This is a genomic window from Streptomyces sp. 17_S59, from assembly GCF_056930295.1.
In genome coordinates this window covers 2,297,378-2,313,316 of sequence record NZ_JBXOWD010000001.1, presented here as the reverse complement: position 1 = coordinate 2,313,316, position 15,939 = coordinate 2,297,378, and the positions used below count along the sequence as shown (strand labels likewise).

The following is a 15,939-nucleotide window of genomic DNA, read 5'->3' as shown; positions in this document are numbered from 1 at the left end:
GCGTTTTCCTTCGTCATCGTGTGATCTCTGCTCAGAGCTCGAAGTCGTCTTCGAATTCGTCGATCTCGTCCTGCGACAGACCCGCGAGGGACAGGTCGGACGGAGTGAGGCCGCCGGCACCCGGTCCTCCGGCGTGGGTGACGATGGCTTCGAGGGCGCGGAACCAGGTCTCGGCCAGGTCCCGGACCTCGTCCTCGCCGAACAGCTCCCGCGGCCAGGACCAGTCCGCCGTCAGCGAAGGACCGTCCGGGCCGTCCACAGCCGCCGCGCTCAGCACGAAGGCGTACCTGAGCCGCATCCCCGCGTCACTGCCGCCGCTCACTCCGCTGTCCGCCTCCGGCGCAGGTGACCAAGCGGTCGCCGGGCCGTTGCCACGCTCCTGCTCCGCCCCGTCGAATCGGCCGAGGTAGTTGAAGCTGATTTGGGGGGTGGGGAGTTGGTTGAGGGTGGTGGCGGTGGTGGGGTTGAGGTGGCGGAGGAGGCCGTAGCCGGCTCCGTTGTCGGGGAGGGTGCGGAGTTGTTCCTTGATGGTTTTGATGGCGTTGCCGATGGTGGGTCCGCCGGCCCAGATGTCGCTCCAGTCGTGGTGGGTGATGTCGGGGTTGAGGTTGACGGGGAAGATGCTGGTGAACCAGCCGATGGTGCGGGAGATGTCGGTGTTGGGGACGAGTTCTTCGCGGCCGTGGCCTTCGAGGTCGATGAGGGTGGTGGTGTGGTGGTGGCCTCGGTGGTGGCGCCAGTGGGCGACGGCGAGGGAGAAGGCGGTGAGGAGGATGTCGTTGACGCCGGCGTGGAAGGCGGCGGGGATGGTGGTCAGGAGTGGTTCGGTGATGTGGGTGGGGAGTTCGAGGCTGAGGCTGCGGGAGGTGTCGGCGGTGTCGCGTGTGGGGTCGAGGGGTCGGTTGCCGAGGAGGGGGTCTTCGGTGTCGAGCATGGTGGTCCATGCGTCGAGTTCGTTGGTGCGGGCGGGGGAGGCCGCGGCCTCGGTCAGGCCCTTCGCCCACGCACGGAACGACGTGCCCGGTGCTCCGAAGTCAGCCTCCCGGCCGGCCTTCGCCGCCTCGTAGGCAGTGGCGAAGTCGGGCACGAGGATGCGCCAGGAGACGCCGTCGACGACCAGGTGATGGGCCATCAGCAGGAGCCGCCCGTTGGTCCCCTGGCCCGCGTCGAACCAGACGGCCTGGAGCATGACTCCGTTGTCCGGGTCGAGCGCCGTCTGCGCCGGCGGGGTCTCCCCGGCCATGAGGGTGCGCAGGTCGTCGCCGTGGATGCCGGCGGTGTCGACGCGGCGCAGGATGCCGGCCGCCTTGACGGATCCCTTCGGCTGGATGGTGAGTGACCAGGGCTTGCCCTCGGTCCGGGTGGTCCGCAGCCGCAGGACGTCGTGGTGGTCGAGGATGGTCTGCAGGGCCGTGGTCAGGGTCTCCAGGGTGGCGTCGGCCGGAGCCTGGACGACCATGGCCTGGTTGAACCCGTCGATCGGACCACCGGTTTCGGCGAGCCAGTGCATGATCGGCGTCGCCGGCAGGTCGCCGACGCCGGCATCCGGGTCCTGCGGAGCCGTCTCGGAACGGTCCTCGGACACCTGCGCGACGACGGCCAGTGCCTCGACCGTGCGGTGCCGGAAGACATCGCGCGGGGTGAAGAGGAGACCGGCTGCCCGAGCGCGGCTGACGAGCTGGATGGAGACGATGCTGTCGCCGCCGAGTTCGAAGAAGTTGTCGTCGATGCCGATGGTGTCGAGGCCGAGGACGTCGGCGAAGAGCTTGCAGAGGGTTTCTTCGCGCTGGTTGCGGGGTTCGCGTCCGGTGACCTGGGTGGTGAAGTCGGGTGCGGGCAGGGCCTTGCGGTCGAGCTTGCCGTTGGCGGTCAGGGGCAGCTCGCCGAGAGTGACGAAGGCTGCGGGGACCATGTAGTCCGGCAGGACGGCCGCAGCGTGCTGCCGTGCCGCTTCGGTGTCCACAGTCTTGCCGGTCGTGGGCACGAGGTAGGCGACGAGTCGCTGGTTGCCCGGCTGGTCCTCGCGCACGATGACGGTTGCCTGCGCCACCGTTTCCGCGGAGACGAGGACGTTCTCGATTTCGCCGAGTTCGATGCGGAGGCCGCGGAGTTTGATCTGGTCGTCGGCGCGGCCTTGGTATTCGAGGGTGCCGTGGGGGGTCCAGCGGGCGATGTCGCCGGTGCGGTACATGCGTTCGCCGGTGGTGCTGTAGGGGTCGGCGGTGAAGCGTTCGGCGGTCAGTGCGGGGCGGCCGGTGTAGGCGTGGGCGAGCTGGATGCCGGCGAGGTAGAGCTCGCCGGGGACGCCGATGGGTGTGGGGCGCAGGGCGTGGTCGAGGATGTAGGTGCGGGTGTTCCAGACGGGGGCACCGATGGGGATGGTGGTCTCCGTGCCGGTGGTGGTGTAGGCGGTGACGTCGACGGATGCTTCGGTGGGTCCGTAGAGGTTGTGCAGGGTGGTGGCGGGCAGGAGCTGGTGGAAGCGGTGGACGGCGTCGGCGGGCAGGGCTTCACCGGAGCAGATGACGGTGCGCAGGGTGGTGCAGGCTGCTGCGGTGGGCTCGGCGAGGAATGCCTGGAGCATCGAGGGCACGAAGTGTGCGGTGGTGATGCGCTCGTCCTGGATGAGCCGGGCGAGGTAGGCGGGGTCCTTGTGGCCCTCGGGACGTGCCAGGACCATGGTGGCGCCGGTGCGCAGCGGCCAGAAGAACTCCCAGACAGAGACATCGAACCCGGAAGGCGTCTTCTGCAGCACCCGGTCACTCGCGCCGAGCCGGTAGGTGTCCTGCATCCATTCGAGGCGGTTGTGGATGCCTTCGTGTCCGAGGACGACGCCCTTGGGGCGGCCGGTGGAGCCGGAGGTGAAGATGACGTAGGCGGGGGCGTTGGCGGGCAGGTTCCGCTCGGGTGCGGTTTCCGGCCGGTCGCCGGCCTGGCCCTCGACGGTGTCCAGCAGCAGCTGATCGATTCCGGCGTCGGGCAGACGGTCGGTGACAGTGGTGGTGGTCAGCACCAGTGCCGGCTTGGCGTCCTCGAGGATCCAGCCGATCCGCTCGGCCGGGTAGTCCGGGTCCACCGGGACGTAGGCGGCGCCTGCCTTGAGCACCGCGTAGAGGGCGGTGACCAGCTCCAGTGAGCGGGGTGCGGCCACGGCGACGAAGTCACCGGGCTTCACACCACGTGCGATCAGCTCGTGAGCGAGGCGGTTGGCACGGGCATCCAGCTGGGCGTAGGTGAGCTGCCGGCCCTCGAAGACCACCGCGACCGCGTCCGGCGTCCGGGCCACCTGCGCCTCGAACATCCCCGGCAGCGTCCCGCCGGCCACCTTACGCACCGTGTCGTTCCAACCCGCAACCAACCCACGCTCACCAGCCGGGAGAAGCTCCGCACGGCCCGCAGGCAGTTCGGTCTCCTGAGCCAAGGTGCCGAGCAGCAGGCGGAGCTGCTCCCCGATGGCGGCAACCCGCTCGGCGTCGAGGACGTCGGGACGGTAGTCCAGGCGCAGGTTGAACGCGGTGTTGTCCTGGGAGGCGATGAGGCTGAGCGGATAGTGCGTGGCGTCGCGGCTGGTGCCGGAGACGATGTTCAGCCCCTTGTTGTCCTGCTCCAGAGCATCGTTGTCGATCGGATAGTTCTCGAAGACGACCAGCGTGTCGAAGAGTTCGCTGTGCCCGGTGAGCCGCTGCACATCGTTGAGGCCGATGTGGTGGTGGGGCAGCAGATCGGTCTGGCGGGCCTGAACGCGCCGGACCAGTGCCCCCAGCGTCTCGGCGGGGTCGAGCTTGACGCGTACGGGCAGGGTGTTGATGAACAGGCCGACCATGGACTCGATGCCCGGGATGTCGGCGGGGCGTCCGGAGACCGTGGCGCCGAACACCACGTCCTCGCGTCCCGTCATATGGCCGAGCAGCAGCGCCCATGCCGCCTGCACGATGGTGTTCGTCGTGACGCCGAGTCGACGGGCCTGCGCGAGCAGCTCGGCTGTTTCGTCCGCATCGAGTTCGAGCACCAACCGCTCCGGGAGCACGGACTCCTGTCCGTCCCTGTGGCCGGCGAGCAGCGTCGGCTCCTCCAGGCCCTCGAACTCGCGGGTCCAGGCGGCCTCGGCCTCCGAACGGTCCTGCCGGGTCAGCCATGCGAGGTAGTCGCGGTACGGGGTCACCCGGGCCAGGCCCGACTCGTCGCCGTTCGTGCGGTAGAGCGCGAACAGCTCGTCCACCAGGATCGGGGTCGACCATCCGTCGAGCAGGATGTGGTGGTTGGTCACCAGGAGCCGGTGACGGTTCGATCCCACGGTGAACAGGGTGAAACGCATGAGCGGCGGCCGGCTGAGGTCGAAGCGGAGCACCCGGTCCTCCTCCGCCAACCGGATCAGCTCACCCTGACGGTCCTCCTCCGGAAGCCCGCTCAAGTCGATCTCGGTCCAGGGCAGTTCGACCCGACGCGAAACCACCTGGACCGGGTCGCCCTTTTCCCGCGAGTGGAATCCGGTGCGCAGGTTGGCATGCCGGGCGAGCAGCTTGGCGGCAGCCTGCTTCATCGCCTCGGCGTCCAGATCGCCCTCGAAGTCGAAGGCCATCTGCACGGAGTAGACGTCGGAGCCCTCGTCGTCGTACACGGCGTGGAAGAGCAGACCCTGCTGCAGCGGCGCGAGCGGCAGGATGTCCTCCAGCTGCGGCTGCTGCGCCTCCAGCGTGTCGATCTCGTCCTGTGCCAGCTCCACGAGCGTGAAGTCGGAGGGCGTGTGGCCGCCGGCACCCGGTCCTCCGGCGTGGGTGACGATGGCTTCGAGGGCGCGGAACCAGGTCTCGGCCAGGTCCCGGACCTCGTCCTCGCCGAACAGCTCCCGCGGCCAGGTCCAGCCTGCGACCAGGGTGGGGCCGCCGTCGGCAGTGTCGGCCGTCAGCGCACTCACCTCGAGCGCATGGGTCAGCCGGCCCTTCGGGTCGCGGCCGTTGCCCGCGTCCGTGTTGGCGGACAGCTCCCAGTCCGAAGCCTCCGCGCTCTCGTCGACGATGTCGAATCGGCCGAGGTAGTTGAAGCTGATTTGGGGGGTGGGGAGTTGGTTGAGGGTGGTGGCGGTGGTGGGGTTGAGGTGGCGGAGGAGGCCGTAGCCGGCTCCGTTGTCGGGGAGGGTGCGGAGTTGTTCCTTGATGGTTTTGATGGCGTTGCCGATGGTGGGTCCGCCGGCCCAGATGTCGCTCCAGTCGTGGTGGGTGATGTCGGGGTTGAGGTTGACGGGGAAGATGCTGGTGAACCAGCCGATGGTGCGGGAGATGTCGGTGTTGGGGACGAGTTCTTCGCGGCCGTGGCCTTCGAGGTCGATGAGGGTGGTGGTGTGGTGGTGGCCTCGGTGGTGGCGCCAGTGGGCGACGGCGAGGGAGAAGGCGGTGAGGAGGATGTCGTTGACGCCGGCGTGGAAGGCGGCGGGGATGGTGGTCAGGAGTGGTTCGGTGATGTGGGTGGGGAGTTCGAGGCTGAGGCTGCGGGAGGTGTCGGCGGTGTCGCGTGTGGGGTCGAGGGGTCGGTTGCCGAGGAGGGGGTCTTCGGTGTCGAGCATGGTGGTCCATGCGTCGAGTTCGTTGGTGCGGGCGGGGGAGGCCGCGGCCTCGGTCAGGCCCTTCGCCCACGCACGGAACGACGTGCCGACAGGGGGCAGCGTGACCTTCTCACCCTTGCCGACGGCCTCGTAGGCAGTGGCGAGATCGGGCAGCAGGATGCGCCAGGAGACGCCGTCGATGACCAGGTGGTGGGCCATCAGCAGGAGGCGTCCGGTGGTTCCGTGCCCCGCGTCGAACCAGACGGCCTGGAGCATGACTCCGTTGTCCGGGTCGAGCCCCTCCTGAGCGGGCCGTGCTTCCTCGGCCATGAGGGTGCGGAGGTCGTCGCCGTGGATGCCGGCGGTGTCGACGCGGCGCAGGATGCCGGCCGCCTTGACGGATCCCTTCGGCTGGATGGTGAGTGACCAGGGCTTGCCCTCGGTCCGGGTGGTCCGCAGCCGCAGGATGTCGTGGTGGTCGAGGGCGGCCTGCAGGGTGGCGGCGAGGGATTCCAGGGTGGCGTCGCCCGGAGCCTGGACGATCATCGCTTGGTTGTAACCGTCGACTGCCCCGCCCTTTTCGGCGAGCCAGTGGATGATCGGCGTCGCCGGCAGGTCGCCGATGCCGGCATCCGGGTCCTGCGGACCGGAGTCGGCCTCTTCGCCGGTGCTCTGCGCGACGACGGCCAGTGCCTCGACCGTGCGGTGCTGGAAGACATCGCGCGGGGTGAGGAGGAGACCGGCTGCCCGAGCGCGGCTGACGAGCTGGATGGAGACGATGCTGTCGCCGCCCAGTTCGAAGAAGCTGTCGTCGATGCCGACCTGCTCGAGCCCGAGGACATCGGCGAAGAGGGCACAGAGCAGCTCTTCCCGTTCACTGCGCGGTCCGCGCCCGGTCACCTGTGCATTGAAGTCGGGTGCGGGCAGGGCCTTGCGGTCGAGCTTGCCGTTGGCGGTCAGGGGCAGTTCGCCGAGGGCGACGAAGGCTGCGGGGACCATGTAGTCCGGCAGTACTTCGGCCACGTGGTCGCGGAGCAGATCCGTGTCGATCCGGTGGCCCGCGGTCGGCACCGCGTAGGCGACGAGCCGCTTGTTGCCGGGCTGGTCCTCACGGACGACGACGGTGGCCTGGGCCACCGCGTCGTAGGAGGACACGGCGGCCTCGATCTCGCCCAGCTCGATGCGGAAGCCGCGGATCTTCACCTGGTCGTCGGCGCGGCCGTGGTACTCGAGTTCGCCGTCGGCCGTCCAGCGCACGACGTCACCGGTGCGGTACATGCGCTCACCGGGGGCGCCGAAGGGGCAGGCCACGAAGCGCTCGGCGGACAGACCGGGACGGCCCAGGTAACCCCGGGCGAGACCGGCGCCCGCGACGTACAGCTCGCCGGGGACGCCCGGCGGCACCGGGCGCAGTCCCGCGTCGAGGACGTACACCCGGAGGTCCGGGATCGCCTCGCCGATGACGCTGCCGCTGAGGGTGGCGGCGCCCTGCCGGTCCAGGGACCGGTAGGTGACGTGCACGGTGGTTTCGGTGATGCCGTACATGTTGACCAGCGTGGGAGCGTCGTCCGGGTGGATCCGGTACCAGTCCTCGAGACGGCGCAGATCCAGGGCCTCGCCGCCGAAGACGACCGTGCGCAGAGCCAGCTGACCTGCCGAACCCGGGTTCTCGCTCTCTTCCTGGATGAGCCGGTAGAACGCGGACGGCGTCTGGTTGAGAACGGTCACACCGCTCTCCGCGAGCAGGGCGCGGAACTCCTGGGTGGAGCGGCTGGTCGCGTACGGGACCATGACGAGCCGGCCGCCGTACAGCAGCGGGCCCCAGATCTCCCAGACGGAGAAATCGAAGGCGTAGGAGTGGAACATGGTCCAGACGTCTTCGGAGCCGAATCCGAACCAGTGCTCGGTCGAGGCGAAGAGGCGCGTGACGTTCTGGTGCGGGATCATCACGCCCTTGGGCCGGCCGGTGGAGCCGGAGGTGTAGATGACGTACGCAGGGTGCCACGGGGACAGCGGGGTGGTGCGCTCCTCGTCGGCGACCGGATCACCGGACTGCTCGGCCAGGGCCTCGGCCTCGGCCGGGTCGTCGATGACCAGGCGTGCGCTGGTGTCGGCTTCGAGGGAGTCGAGGACGGCAGCCGTGTCGGCGCACGACAGCACGAGCACGGGCGCGGCGTCCTGGAGCATGTACGCGATCCGGTCGGCCGGGTAGTCGGGGTCCACCGGAAGGTACCCGGCACCGGCCTTCAGCACGGCCAGCAGCGCAATGATCATCTGCTCGGTGCGCGGCAGGGCCAGGGCCACCAGCTGCTCCGGGCCCACGCCCTGTGCGATCAGGCGACGGGCCAGCCGGTTGGACCGGGTGTCCAGCTCCCGGTACGAGAGCGTGGTCGCGCCGCTCGTGACCGCGATCGCCTCGGGCGTGCGCGCTGCCTGGGCCTCGAACAGGGACACCAGAGTCGCCTCGGGCACTGTCCGTGCCTCGGGGTTCCACTCCACGAGAATGCGCTCGCGCTCGTCGGCCGACAGCACGTCCACCGTGCTCACCGGTGCGTCCGGGTCGCTCAGCACGCCGTCCAGCAGCCGGCCCAGCCGGGACAGGACGGTCTCGGCCGTGGACGTGTCGAACAGGTCCGTGGCGAATTCGAGGCCACCGACGATCCCGGCCGGAGCCCCGTCGGCGTCGAAGCGCTCGACGAGCTGGAAGGAGAGATCGAACTTCGCGATGTCCAGGTCGACGCCGTAGGGCGTCGCTTCCGTACCGGCGATCGTGGCCTGTCCGGCGGCGTTGTTCTCGAACGACAGCATGACCTGGAACAGGGGGTGCCGGGCCAGGGAGCGCTCGGGGCTGAGGTCGTCCACGAGGCGTTCGAAGGGGACGTCCTGGTTGGCGAAGGCCGCGAGGTCGGTCTCCTTCACGCGCTCGAGGAGTTCGCGGAAGGTCGGGTTGCCGGAGAGGTCCGTACGCAGGACCAGGGTGTTGACGAAGAAGCCGACGAGGTCGTCGAGGGCTTCGTCGGTACGGCCGGCGATCACGCTGCCGATCGGGATGTCCTCGCCGGCGCCGAGCTTGCCCAGCAGGGCCGCGATCGCGGCCTGCATCACCATGAACACGCTCGCGCCATGGGCGTGGGCGACGTCCGCGACTCCCCGGTGGACCGTGGCGGGCAGCGCCAGGGGCAGCGTCCGGCCCTTGTTGGTGGCGACGGCGGCCCGCGGCCGGTCGGTGGGGAGCTGAAGCTCCTCGGGGATGCCGGACAGGGTGGTGCGCCAGTAGTCCAGCTGGGCGGACATGACGCTCTGCGGATCGCTCTCGTCGCCGAGCACGTGGCGCTGCCAGAGGGTGTAGTCGGCGTACTGCACCGGCAGCGGCTCCCACTCGGGCGCCGTGCCCGCGCAGCGCGCGGCGTACGCGGCCGACAGGTCGCGGGAGAGCGGGGCCATCGACCAGCCGTCGCCCGCAATGTGGTGCACGACCAGCAGAAGGACGTGATCGTCGGCTGCGACCCGGAACAGGTGGGCCCGCAGCGGCAGATCGCGCGCCAGGTCGAAACCGTGCTGGGACGCGGCTTCGACGTGTTCGGCGAGCGTGTCGTCCGTGACCTCGACGACGACGAATTCGGGCGTCGCTTCGCCACCGGACAGGACGTGCTGGCGGGGGCGGCCGTCCGTTTCGGGGAAGACGGTCCGCAGGCTCTCGTGCCGGGCGACGACGTCGACGACTGCGGCCTGCAGCGCGTCCGCGTCCAGCTTGCCCCGCAGCCGGACCGAGAGAGGAAGGTTGTAGGTGGCGTTGGGGCCTTCGAGGCGGTTGAGGAACCACAGGCGTTGCTGGGCGGCGGAGAGGGGAATCTCCTCGGGCCGCTGCTGGACGGTCAGCGCCTGGCGCGAGGTGCCGGCCGTGTCGATGCGGGTGGCCAGTCCTGCGACTGTGGGCTCTTCGAACACCGCGCGCACGGCCAGCTCCACGCCGAGTTCGGTGCGGATGCGGCTGATGACACGCGTGGCGAGCAGGGAGTGGCCGCCGAGTTCGAAGAAGTTGTCGTCGATGCCGATGGTGTCGATGCCGAGGACGTCGGCGAAGAGCTTGCAGAGGGTTTCTTCGCGCTGGTTGCGGGGTTCGCGTCCGGTGACCTGGGTGGTGAAGTCGGGTGTGGGCAGGGCCTTGCGGTCGAGCTTGCCGTTGGCGGTCAGGGGCAGCTCGCCGAGGGTGATGAACACCGTGGGGACCATGTACTCGGGCAGCACGGCTGCAACACGGGCACGCAGGGCGCCGGTGTCCACCGTCTCACCGGCCTCGGGCACGAGGTAGGCGACCAGGTGTTCGTCGCGGACCGCGACAGCGGCCTGGGCGACGTGCTCGAGGGCGGTGAGAGCGTTCTCGATTTCGCCGAGTTCGATGCGGAGGCCGCGGAGTTTGATCTGGTCGTCGGCGCGGCCTTGGTATTCGAGGGTGCCGTGGGGGGTCCAGCGGGCGATGTCGCCGGTGCGGTACATGCGTTCGCCGGTGGTGCTGTAGGGGTCGGCGGTGAAGCGTTCGGCGGTCAGTGCGGGGCGGCCGGTGTAGGCGTGGGCGAGCTGGATGCCGGCGAGGTAGAGCTCGCCGGGGACGCCGATGGGTGTGGGGCGCAGGGCGTGGTCGAGGATGTAGGTGCGGGTGTTCCAGACGGGGGCACCGATGGGGACGGTGGTCTCCGTGCCGGTGGTGGTGTAGGCGGTGACCTCGACGGACGCTTCGGTGGGTCCGTAGAGGTTGTGCAGGGCGGTGGCGGGCAGGAGCTGGTGGAAGCGGTGGACGGCGTCGGCGGGCAGGGCTTCACCGGAGCAGATGACGGTGCGCAGGGTGGTGCAGGCTGCTGCGGTGGGCTCGGCGAGGAATGCCTGGAGCATCGAGGGCACGAAGTGTGCGGTGGTGATGCGCTCGTCCTGGATGAGCCGGGCGAGGTAGGCAGGGTCCTTGTGGCCCTCGGGACGTGCCAGGACCATGGTGGCGCCGGTGCGCAGCGGCCAGAAGAACTCCCAGACAGAGACATCGAACCCGGAAGGCGTCTTCTGCAGGGTCCGGTCGGAGGAGTCCAGGGCGTACTGGGCCTGGCCCCATTCGAGGCGGTTGTGGATGCCTTCGTGTCCGAGGACGACGCCCTTGGGGCGGCCGGTGGAGCCGGAGGTGAAGATGACGTAGGCGGGGGCGTTGGCGGGCAGGTTCCGCTCGGGTGCGGTTTCCGGCCGGTCGCCGGCCTGGCCCTCGACGGTGTCCAGCAGCAGCTGATCGATTCCGGCGTCGGGCAGACGGTCGGTGACAGTGGTAGTGGTCAGCACCAGTGCCGGCTTGGCGTCCTCGAGGATCCAGCCGATCCGCTCGGCCGGGTAGTCCGGGTCCACCGGGACGTAGGCGGCGCCTGCCTTGAGCACCGCGTAGAGGGCGGTGACCAGCTCCAGTGAGCGGGGTGCGGCCACGGCGACGAAGTCACCGGGCTTCACACCACGTGCGATCAGCTCGTGAGCGAGGCGGTTGGCACGGGCATCCAGCTGGGCGTAGGTGAGCTGCCGGCCCTCGAAGACCACCGCGACCGCGTCCGGCGTCCGGGCCACCTGCGCCTCGAACATCCCCGGCAGCGTCCCGCCGGCCACCTCACGCACCGTGTCGTTCCAACCCGCAACCAACCCACGCTCACCAGCGGAGACAATCTCCACTGCACCGATGGGCGTGTCGGGGTTCACTGCGACGGCCTCCAGCAGCCGCATCAGACCGTCCGCCAGGCGCTGGGCCGAACCCTCGTCGAACAGATCCTGCGCGAACTCGAGGCGGCCCTCGATACCGGCGGCATCGCCCTTGGCGTCCAGGGTCTCGACGAGTTCGAAGGTGAGGTCGAACTTCGCCTCGCCGAGCGCCGTGGGGTACTCGGTCGCACGGATTCCCCCGATTTCGACTGCAGTCTCGGGGTTGTTGTGCAAGGACAGGAAGACCTGGAACAGCGGGTGCCGGGTCAAGGACCGGGCCGGGTTGAGGATCTCGACCAGGCGTTCGAAGGCCAGGTCCTGGTGGGCGTAGGCCGCCAGGTCGGTCTCCCGGACCCGGCCCAGCAGCTGCCGGAACGTCGGGTCGCCGGAGGTGTCCGTGCGCAGCACCAGGGTGTTGACGAAGAAGCCGACCAGGTCGTCCAGCGCCGCATCCGTACGGCCCGCGATGGGCGAGCCCAGGGGGATGTCGGTGCCGGCGCCGTGACGGGTCAGGAGCGCCGCCACACCGGCCTGGAGCACCATGAAGAGGCTGCTCCCGCTGGTCTGGGACAGGGCGAGCAGACTCCGGTGGGTGGCCGCGTCCAGCCGTACGGGAACGTCGGCGCCGCGATGGGTCGGCCGGGCCGGACGGGGACGGTCCGTCGGCAGTCCGAGTTCCTCGGGAGAGCCGGCAAGTTCGGCCCGCCAGTAGGCGATCTGCTGTGCCAGCGCGCTGCCGGGGTCGGACTCGTCGCCCAGCACTTCTCGCTGCCAGAGGGTGTAGTCGGCGTACTGCACCGGCAGCGGCTTCCACTCGGGCGCGGTGCCCGCACAGCGTGCCGCGTAGGCGACGGACAGGTCACGTGCCAGCGGGGTCATGGACCAGGCGTCGCCCGCGATGTGGTGCATCGTCACCAGCAGGACATGGGCCTCGGGCGCGAGCCGGTAGAGATGCGCACGGATCGGGATCTGCGCGGCGAGGTCGAACCGGGCGGCGGTGGCTTCCGCGATCGCCTGCCCGAGCTCTTCCTCAGTGGTGCTGCTGGTGTGCAGCTCGAGCTGCACGGCGGACTCGGGGAGGATCTCCTGGCGCGGGAGGCCGTCCGTCTCCGGGAAGACCGTGCGCAGGCTTTCGTGGCGCGCCACCACGTCGGTGAGGGCGAGCTTCAGGGCGTCGGCGTCCAGTACCCCTGCGAGGCGGAGCGCGACCGGCATGTTGTAGTTGCCGCCGACGTCCTCCAGCCGGTTGAGGAACCACAGCCGGGTCTGGGCAGGTGACAGGGGGATCTCGGCGGGGCGCTCCATGGCCACCAGGGGCTGGCGGGCATCGTCGGCGGAGCCGATCAGCTTGGCGATGCCCGCAACCGTGGGCGACTGGAACAGGCTGCGCACCGACAGTTCGACCTTGAATTCGGCACGGATGCGGCTCACGAGCCGGGTGGCGTTGAGCGAGTGGCCGCCCAGGTTGAAGAAGCTGTCGTCGATGCCGATGGCGTCGATGCCGAGGACGTCGGCGAAGAGCTTGCAGAGGGTCTCTTCGCGCTCGTTGCGCGGGCCGCGACCGGTGACCTGGTCGCTGAAGTCGGGTGCGGGCAGCGCCTTGCGGTCCAGCTTGCCGTTGGCGGTGAGCGGAAGAACGTCGACGCTCATGAAGGCGGCCGGGACCATGAATTCGGGCAGCGCGGCTGCCAGGTGCTCGCGCAGCGCGCCGGATTCGACAGCCGTGCCCTGCGCGGGGATGGTGTAGGCGACGAGAAGCTGGTTGCCCGGCTGGTCCTCGCGGACGATGACGGCGGCCTGAGCGACGGCCGGATGGGCGGTGAGCACCTTCTCGATCTCGCCCAGCTCGATGCGGAAGCCGCGGATCTTCACCTGGTCGTCGACACGCCCCACGTACTCGAGCTGTCCGTCCACCGCCCAGCGAACGACGTCGCCCGACCGGTACATCCGGTCACCGGGCGCGCCGAACGGGTCGGCCACGAACCGCTCCGACGTCAGGCCGTAGCGGTTCAGGTAGCCGCGGGCCAGGCTGGGGCCGGCGATGTAGAGTTCGCCGGTCACACCCGGAGGGAGCAGGCGGAGCTGCGTGTCCAGGACGTACACCCGGGTGCGCTGCAGGGGCCGGCCGATGACCGGCCGCTCGCTGTCGGCGATGCGGCCCTGGACGGCGTCCACGGACGTCTCGGTCGGACCGTACTGGTTGTAGGAGGTGGTGTCCGGGAGCGCCCGCAGCTCCTGCCACAGTGCTTCACCGGTTGCCTCGCCGCCGACCTGCATGGCCCGGGGCCGGTGCCCGGTGTTCTGCATCATCCCCGCAGCGAGCAGATGCTGCAGGTAGGAAGGGGTGACGTCGAGGATGTCGATGCGCTCTTCCGCGATGTAGCGAACCGTCTGCTCGGCATCGCGTCGTACGTCGTTGCTGATGATGTGCACCTGGTGGCCGGCCATCATCCACAGCAGGTCGTCGACCGAGGCGTCGAAGGAGAACGAGGCGGTCCACGCCATCTTCAGCTGTCGCCCGCCGGCCGCCAGCCGCTCCGGCTCGAAGAGGTCGTCCATGTGGGTGTCATAGAGCTGCACCGCATTGCGGTGGGGGATGACGACGCCCTTGGGACGGCCGGTGGATCCCGACGTGTAGATGACGTATGCAGGGTTCCACGGCGAGAGCGGGCTCCTGCGGTCTTCGTCCGTGACCGGCTCGGCGGACTGGCGGGACAGGTCGTCCAGGACCGCCGGCGAGTCGAGCACCAGACGGGATTCTCCCTGCGGTGCCACACCGTCGAATGCCACCGTCGTCTCGACGGTGGACAGAGCGAGTACCGGCTTCGCATCCTGAAGCAGGTAGGCAATGCGGTCGGCAGGGTACTCCGGGTCCACCGGAAGGTACCCGGCACCGGTCTTCAGGACGGCGACCTGCGCCACGACCATCTGCTCGGTGCGCGGCAGTGCCAGGGCAACCAGCTGTTCCGGGCCCGCGCCTTGTGCGATCAGATACCGGGCGAGCCGGTTCGAGTGCTGGTCCAGCTCGGCATACGTGAGAGAGGTGTCGCCGGACTTCACGGCGACGGCGTCCGGCGTCCGGGCGGCCTGGGCCTCGAAAACGTCCGCCAGCGTCGCCTCGCGGACCGGCGGCGTCACCGGGCTCCACTCGGTGAGGACTCGGTCGCGTTCCTGGGCCGACAGCAGCTCGAGCCGGCCGATCGGCGTGGTGTCGCCCTCGGCGATCTGCTCCAGAAGCAACAGAACGCGGCCGAGGAGGGATTCGGCGGTGGACTTGTCGAAAATGTCCGTCCGATATTCGAGCTGCAGGTGCATGCGCTGACCGGGTATCGCGGTGAGGACCGCCGCGTAGTGCGTGGCGTCCTTACCGTCGAAGCCGGTGATGCGAATCCCGTCGTCCGGCATCTTCAGGGCCGTCGTGTCGACGGGGTAGTTCTCCACCACTACGCAGGTGTCGAACAGGTCGCCCAGCCCGGCGAGTTGCTGAAGCTCGGTAAGGCTGACGTGGTGGTAGGGGGTGAGAGCGGCCTGCTCGGTCTGGAGCCGGTCGACGAGGGCGCCGAAGGTCTCGGCGGGGTCGACGGTGACGCGTGCGGGAAGCGTGTTGATGAAGAGGCCGACCATCGACTCGATGCCGGAGATGTGCGGAGGGCGGCCGGACACCACCGAGCCGAGCACGACGTCGTCATGGCCGGTCAGCTGGGCGATCACGATGGCCCATGCGGCCTGGAGCAGAGTGTTGAGGGTGCGCCCCCCTGAACGGGCCTGCTTGGCCAGCCCCTCGGTGAGGGCGGCCGACAGTTCGACCGACACCGTCTCCGGAAGTCCGTGGCTCTGGCCGCGCGTGGCAGGGGCGATCAGGCTCGGCTCCTGCAGACCGCTGAGCGCCTTCTCCCAGGCGGACCTGGCGGCCGCCCGGTCCTGCTTGGCGAGCCAGGAAAGGTACTCGCGGTACGGGGTGACCCGAGGCAGTGCCGACGCGTCACCCCTGGTGCCGTACAGCTCCAGCAGCTCGCGGAGCAGGACGGGCATGGACCAGCCGTCGAGAAGGATGTGGTGGTTGGAGATCACCAGCCGGTACTGGCCGGGCGCCATGGTGACGAGGGTGAACCGGATGAGCGGCGGCTTGGTGAGGTCGAAACGGCGCACGCGGTCCGCGGCCCGCCAGCGGTCCCACTCGTTCTGGCGCTCCTCCTCGGGGAGTGCGCTGAAGTCCACTTCGGACCAGGGGAGTTCCACGGCCCGGGGTATCAGCTGGACCGGCTCGTCGAACTTCTCGTGGAGGAATGCCGCGCGCAGGTTGGCGTGCCGACGCAGCAGGGCATCAGCAGCCAAGCGCAGCGAATCGGCATTCAGCGGTCCTTCGATTTCGAGAACCAGCTGAACGGCGTAGATGTCGGCCGATTCCTCGTCGTAAACCGCGTGGAACAGCAGGCCCTGCTGCAACGGCGACAGTGGAAGAACGTCCTCGATCCCACGGCTCTTCACGTGAATTACTCCCACTCCATATTCGCGCAGGGTGTCTGCGCCCAGATGGATCTCAGCGCATCTCAGCGGTCACTCAACAGTTGGCGCCAGTTGGGCTGCAACCACGGCTGCAACAACCTGCCAGATCCCGGGGACCGGGCCTCCATGCCCTGGTGGGCCCAGCAGTTGGCTGTCAGGGGCGTCGCCGGTAG

General features: G+C 69.4%; 1 protein-coding gene. It reads right to left on the bottom strand.

The genetic code is table 11. From position 1 onward, the window contains the following. Positions 1-31: 31 nt before the first annotated feature. A complete protein-coding gene (locus AC1Z4A_RS10160) occupies positions 32-15,748 on the bottom strand; it encodes an amino acid adenylation domain-containing protein (protein WP_483677562.1) in 15,717 nt (5,238 codons plus the stop codon). Positions 15,749-15,939 lie beyond the last annotated feature (191 nt).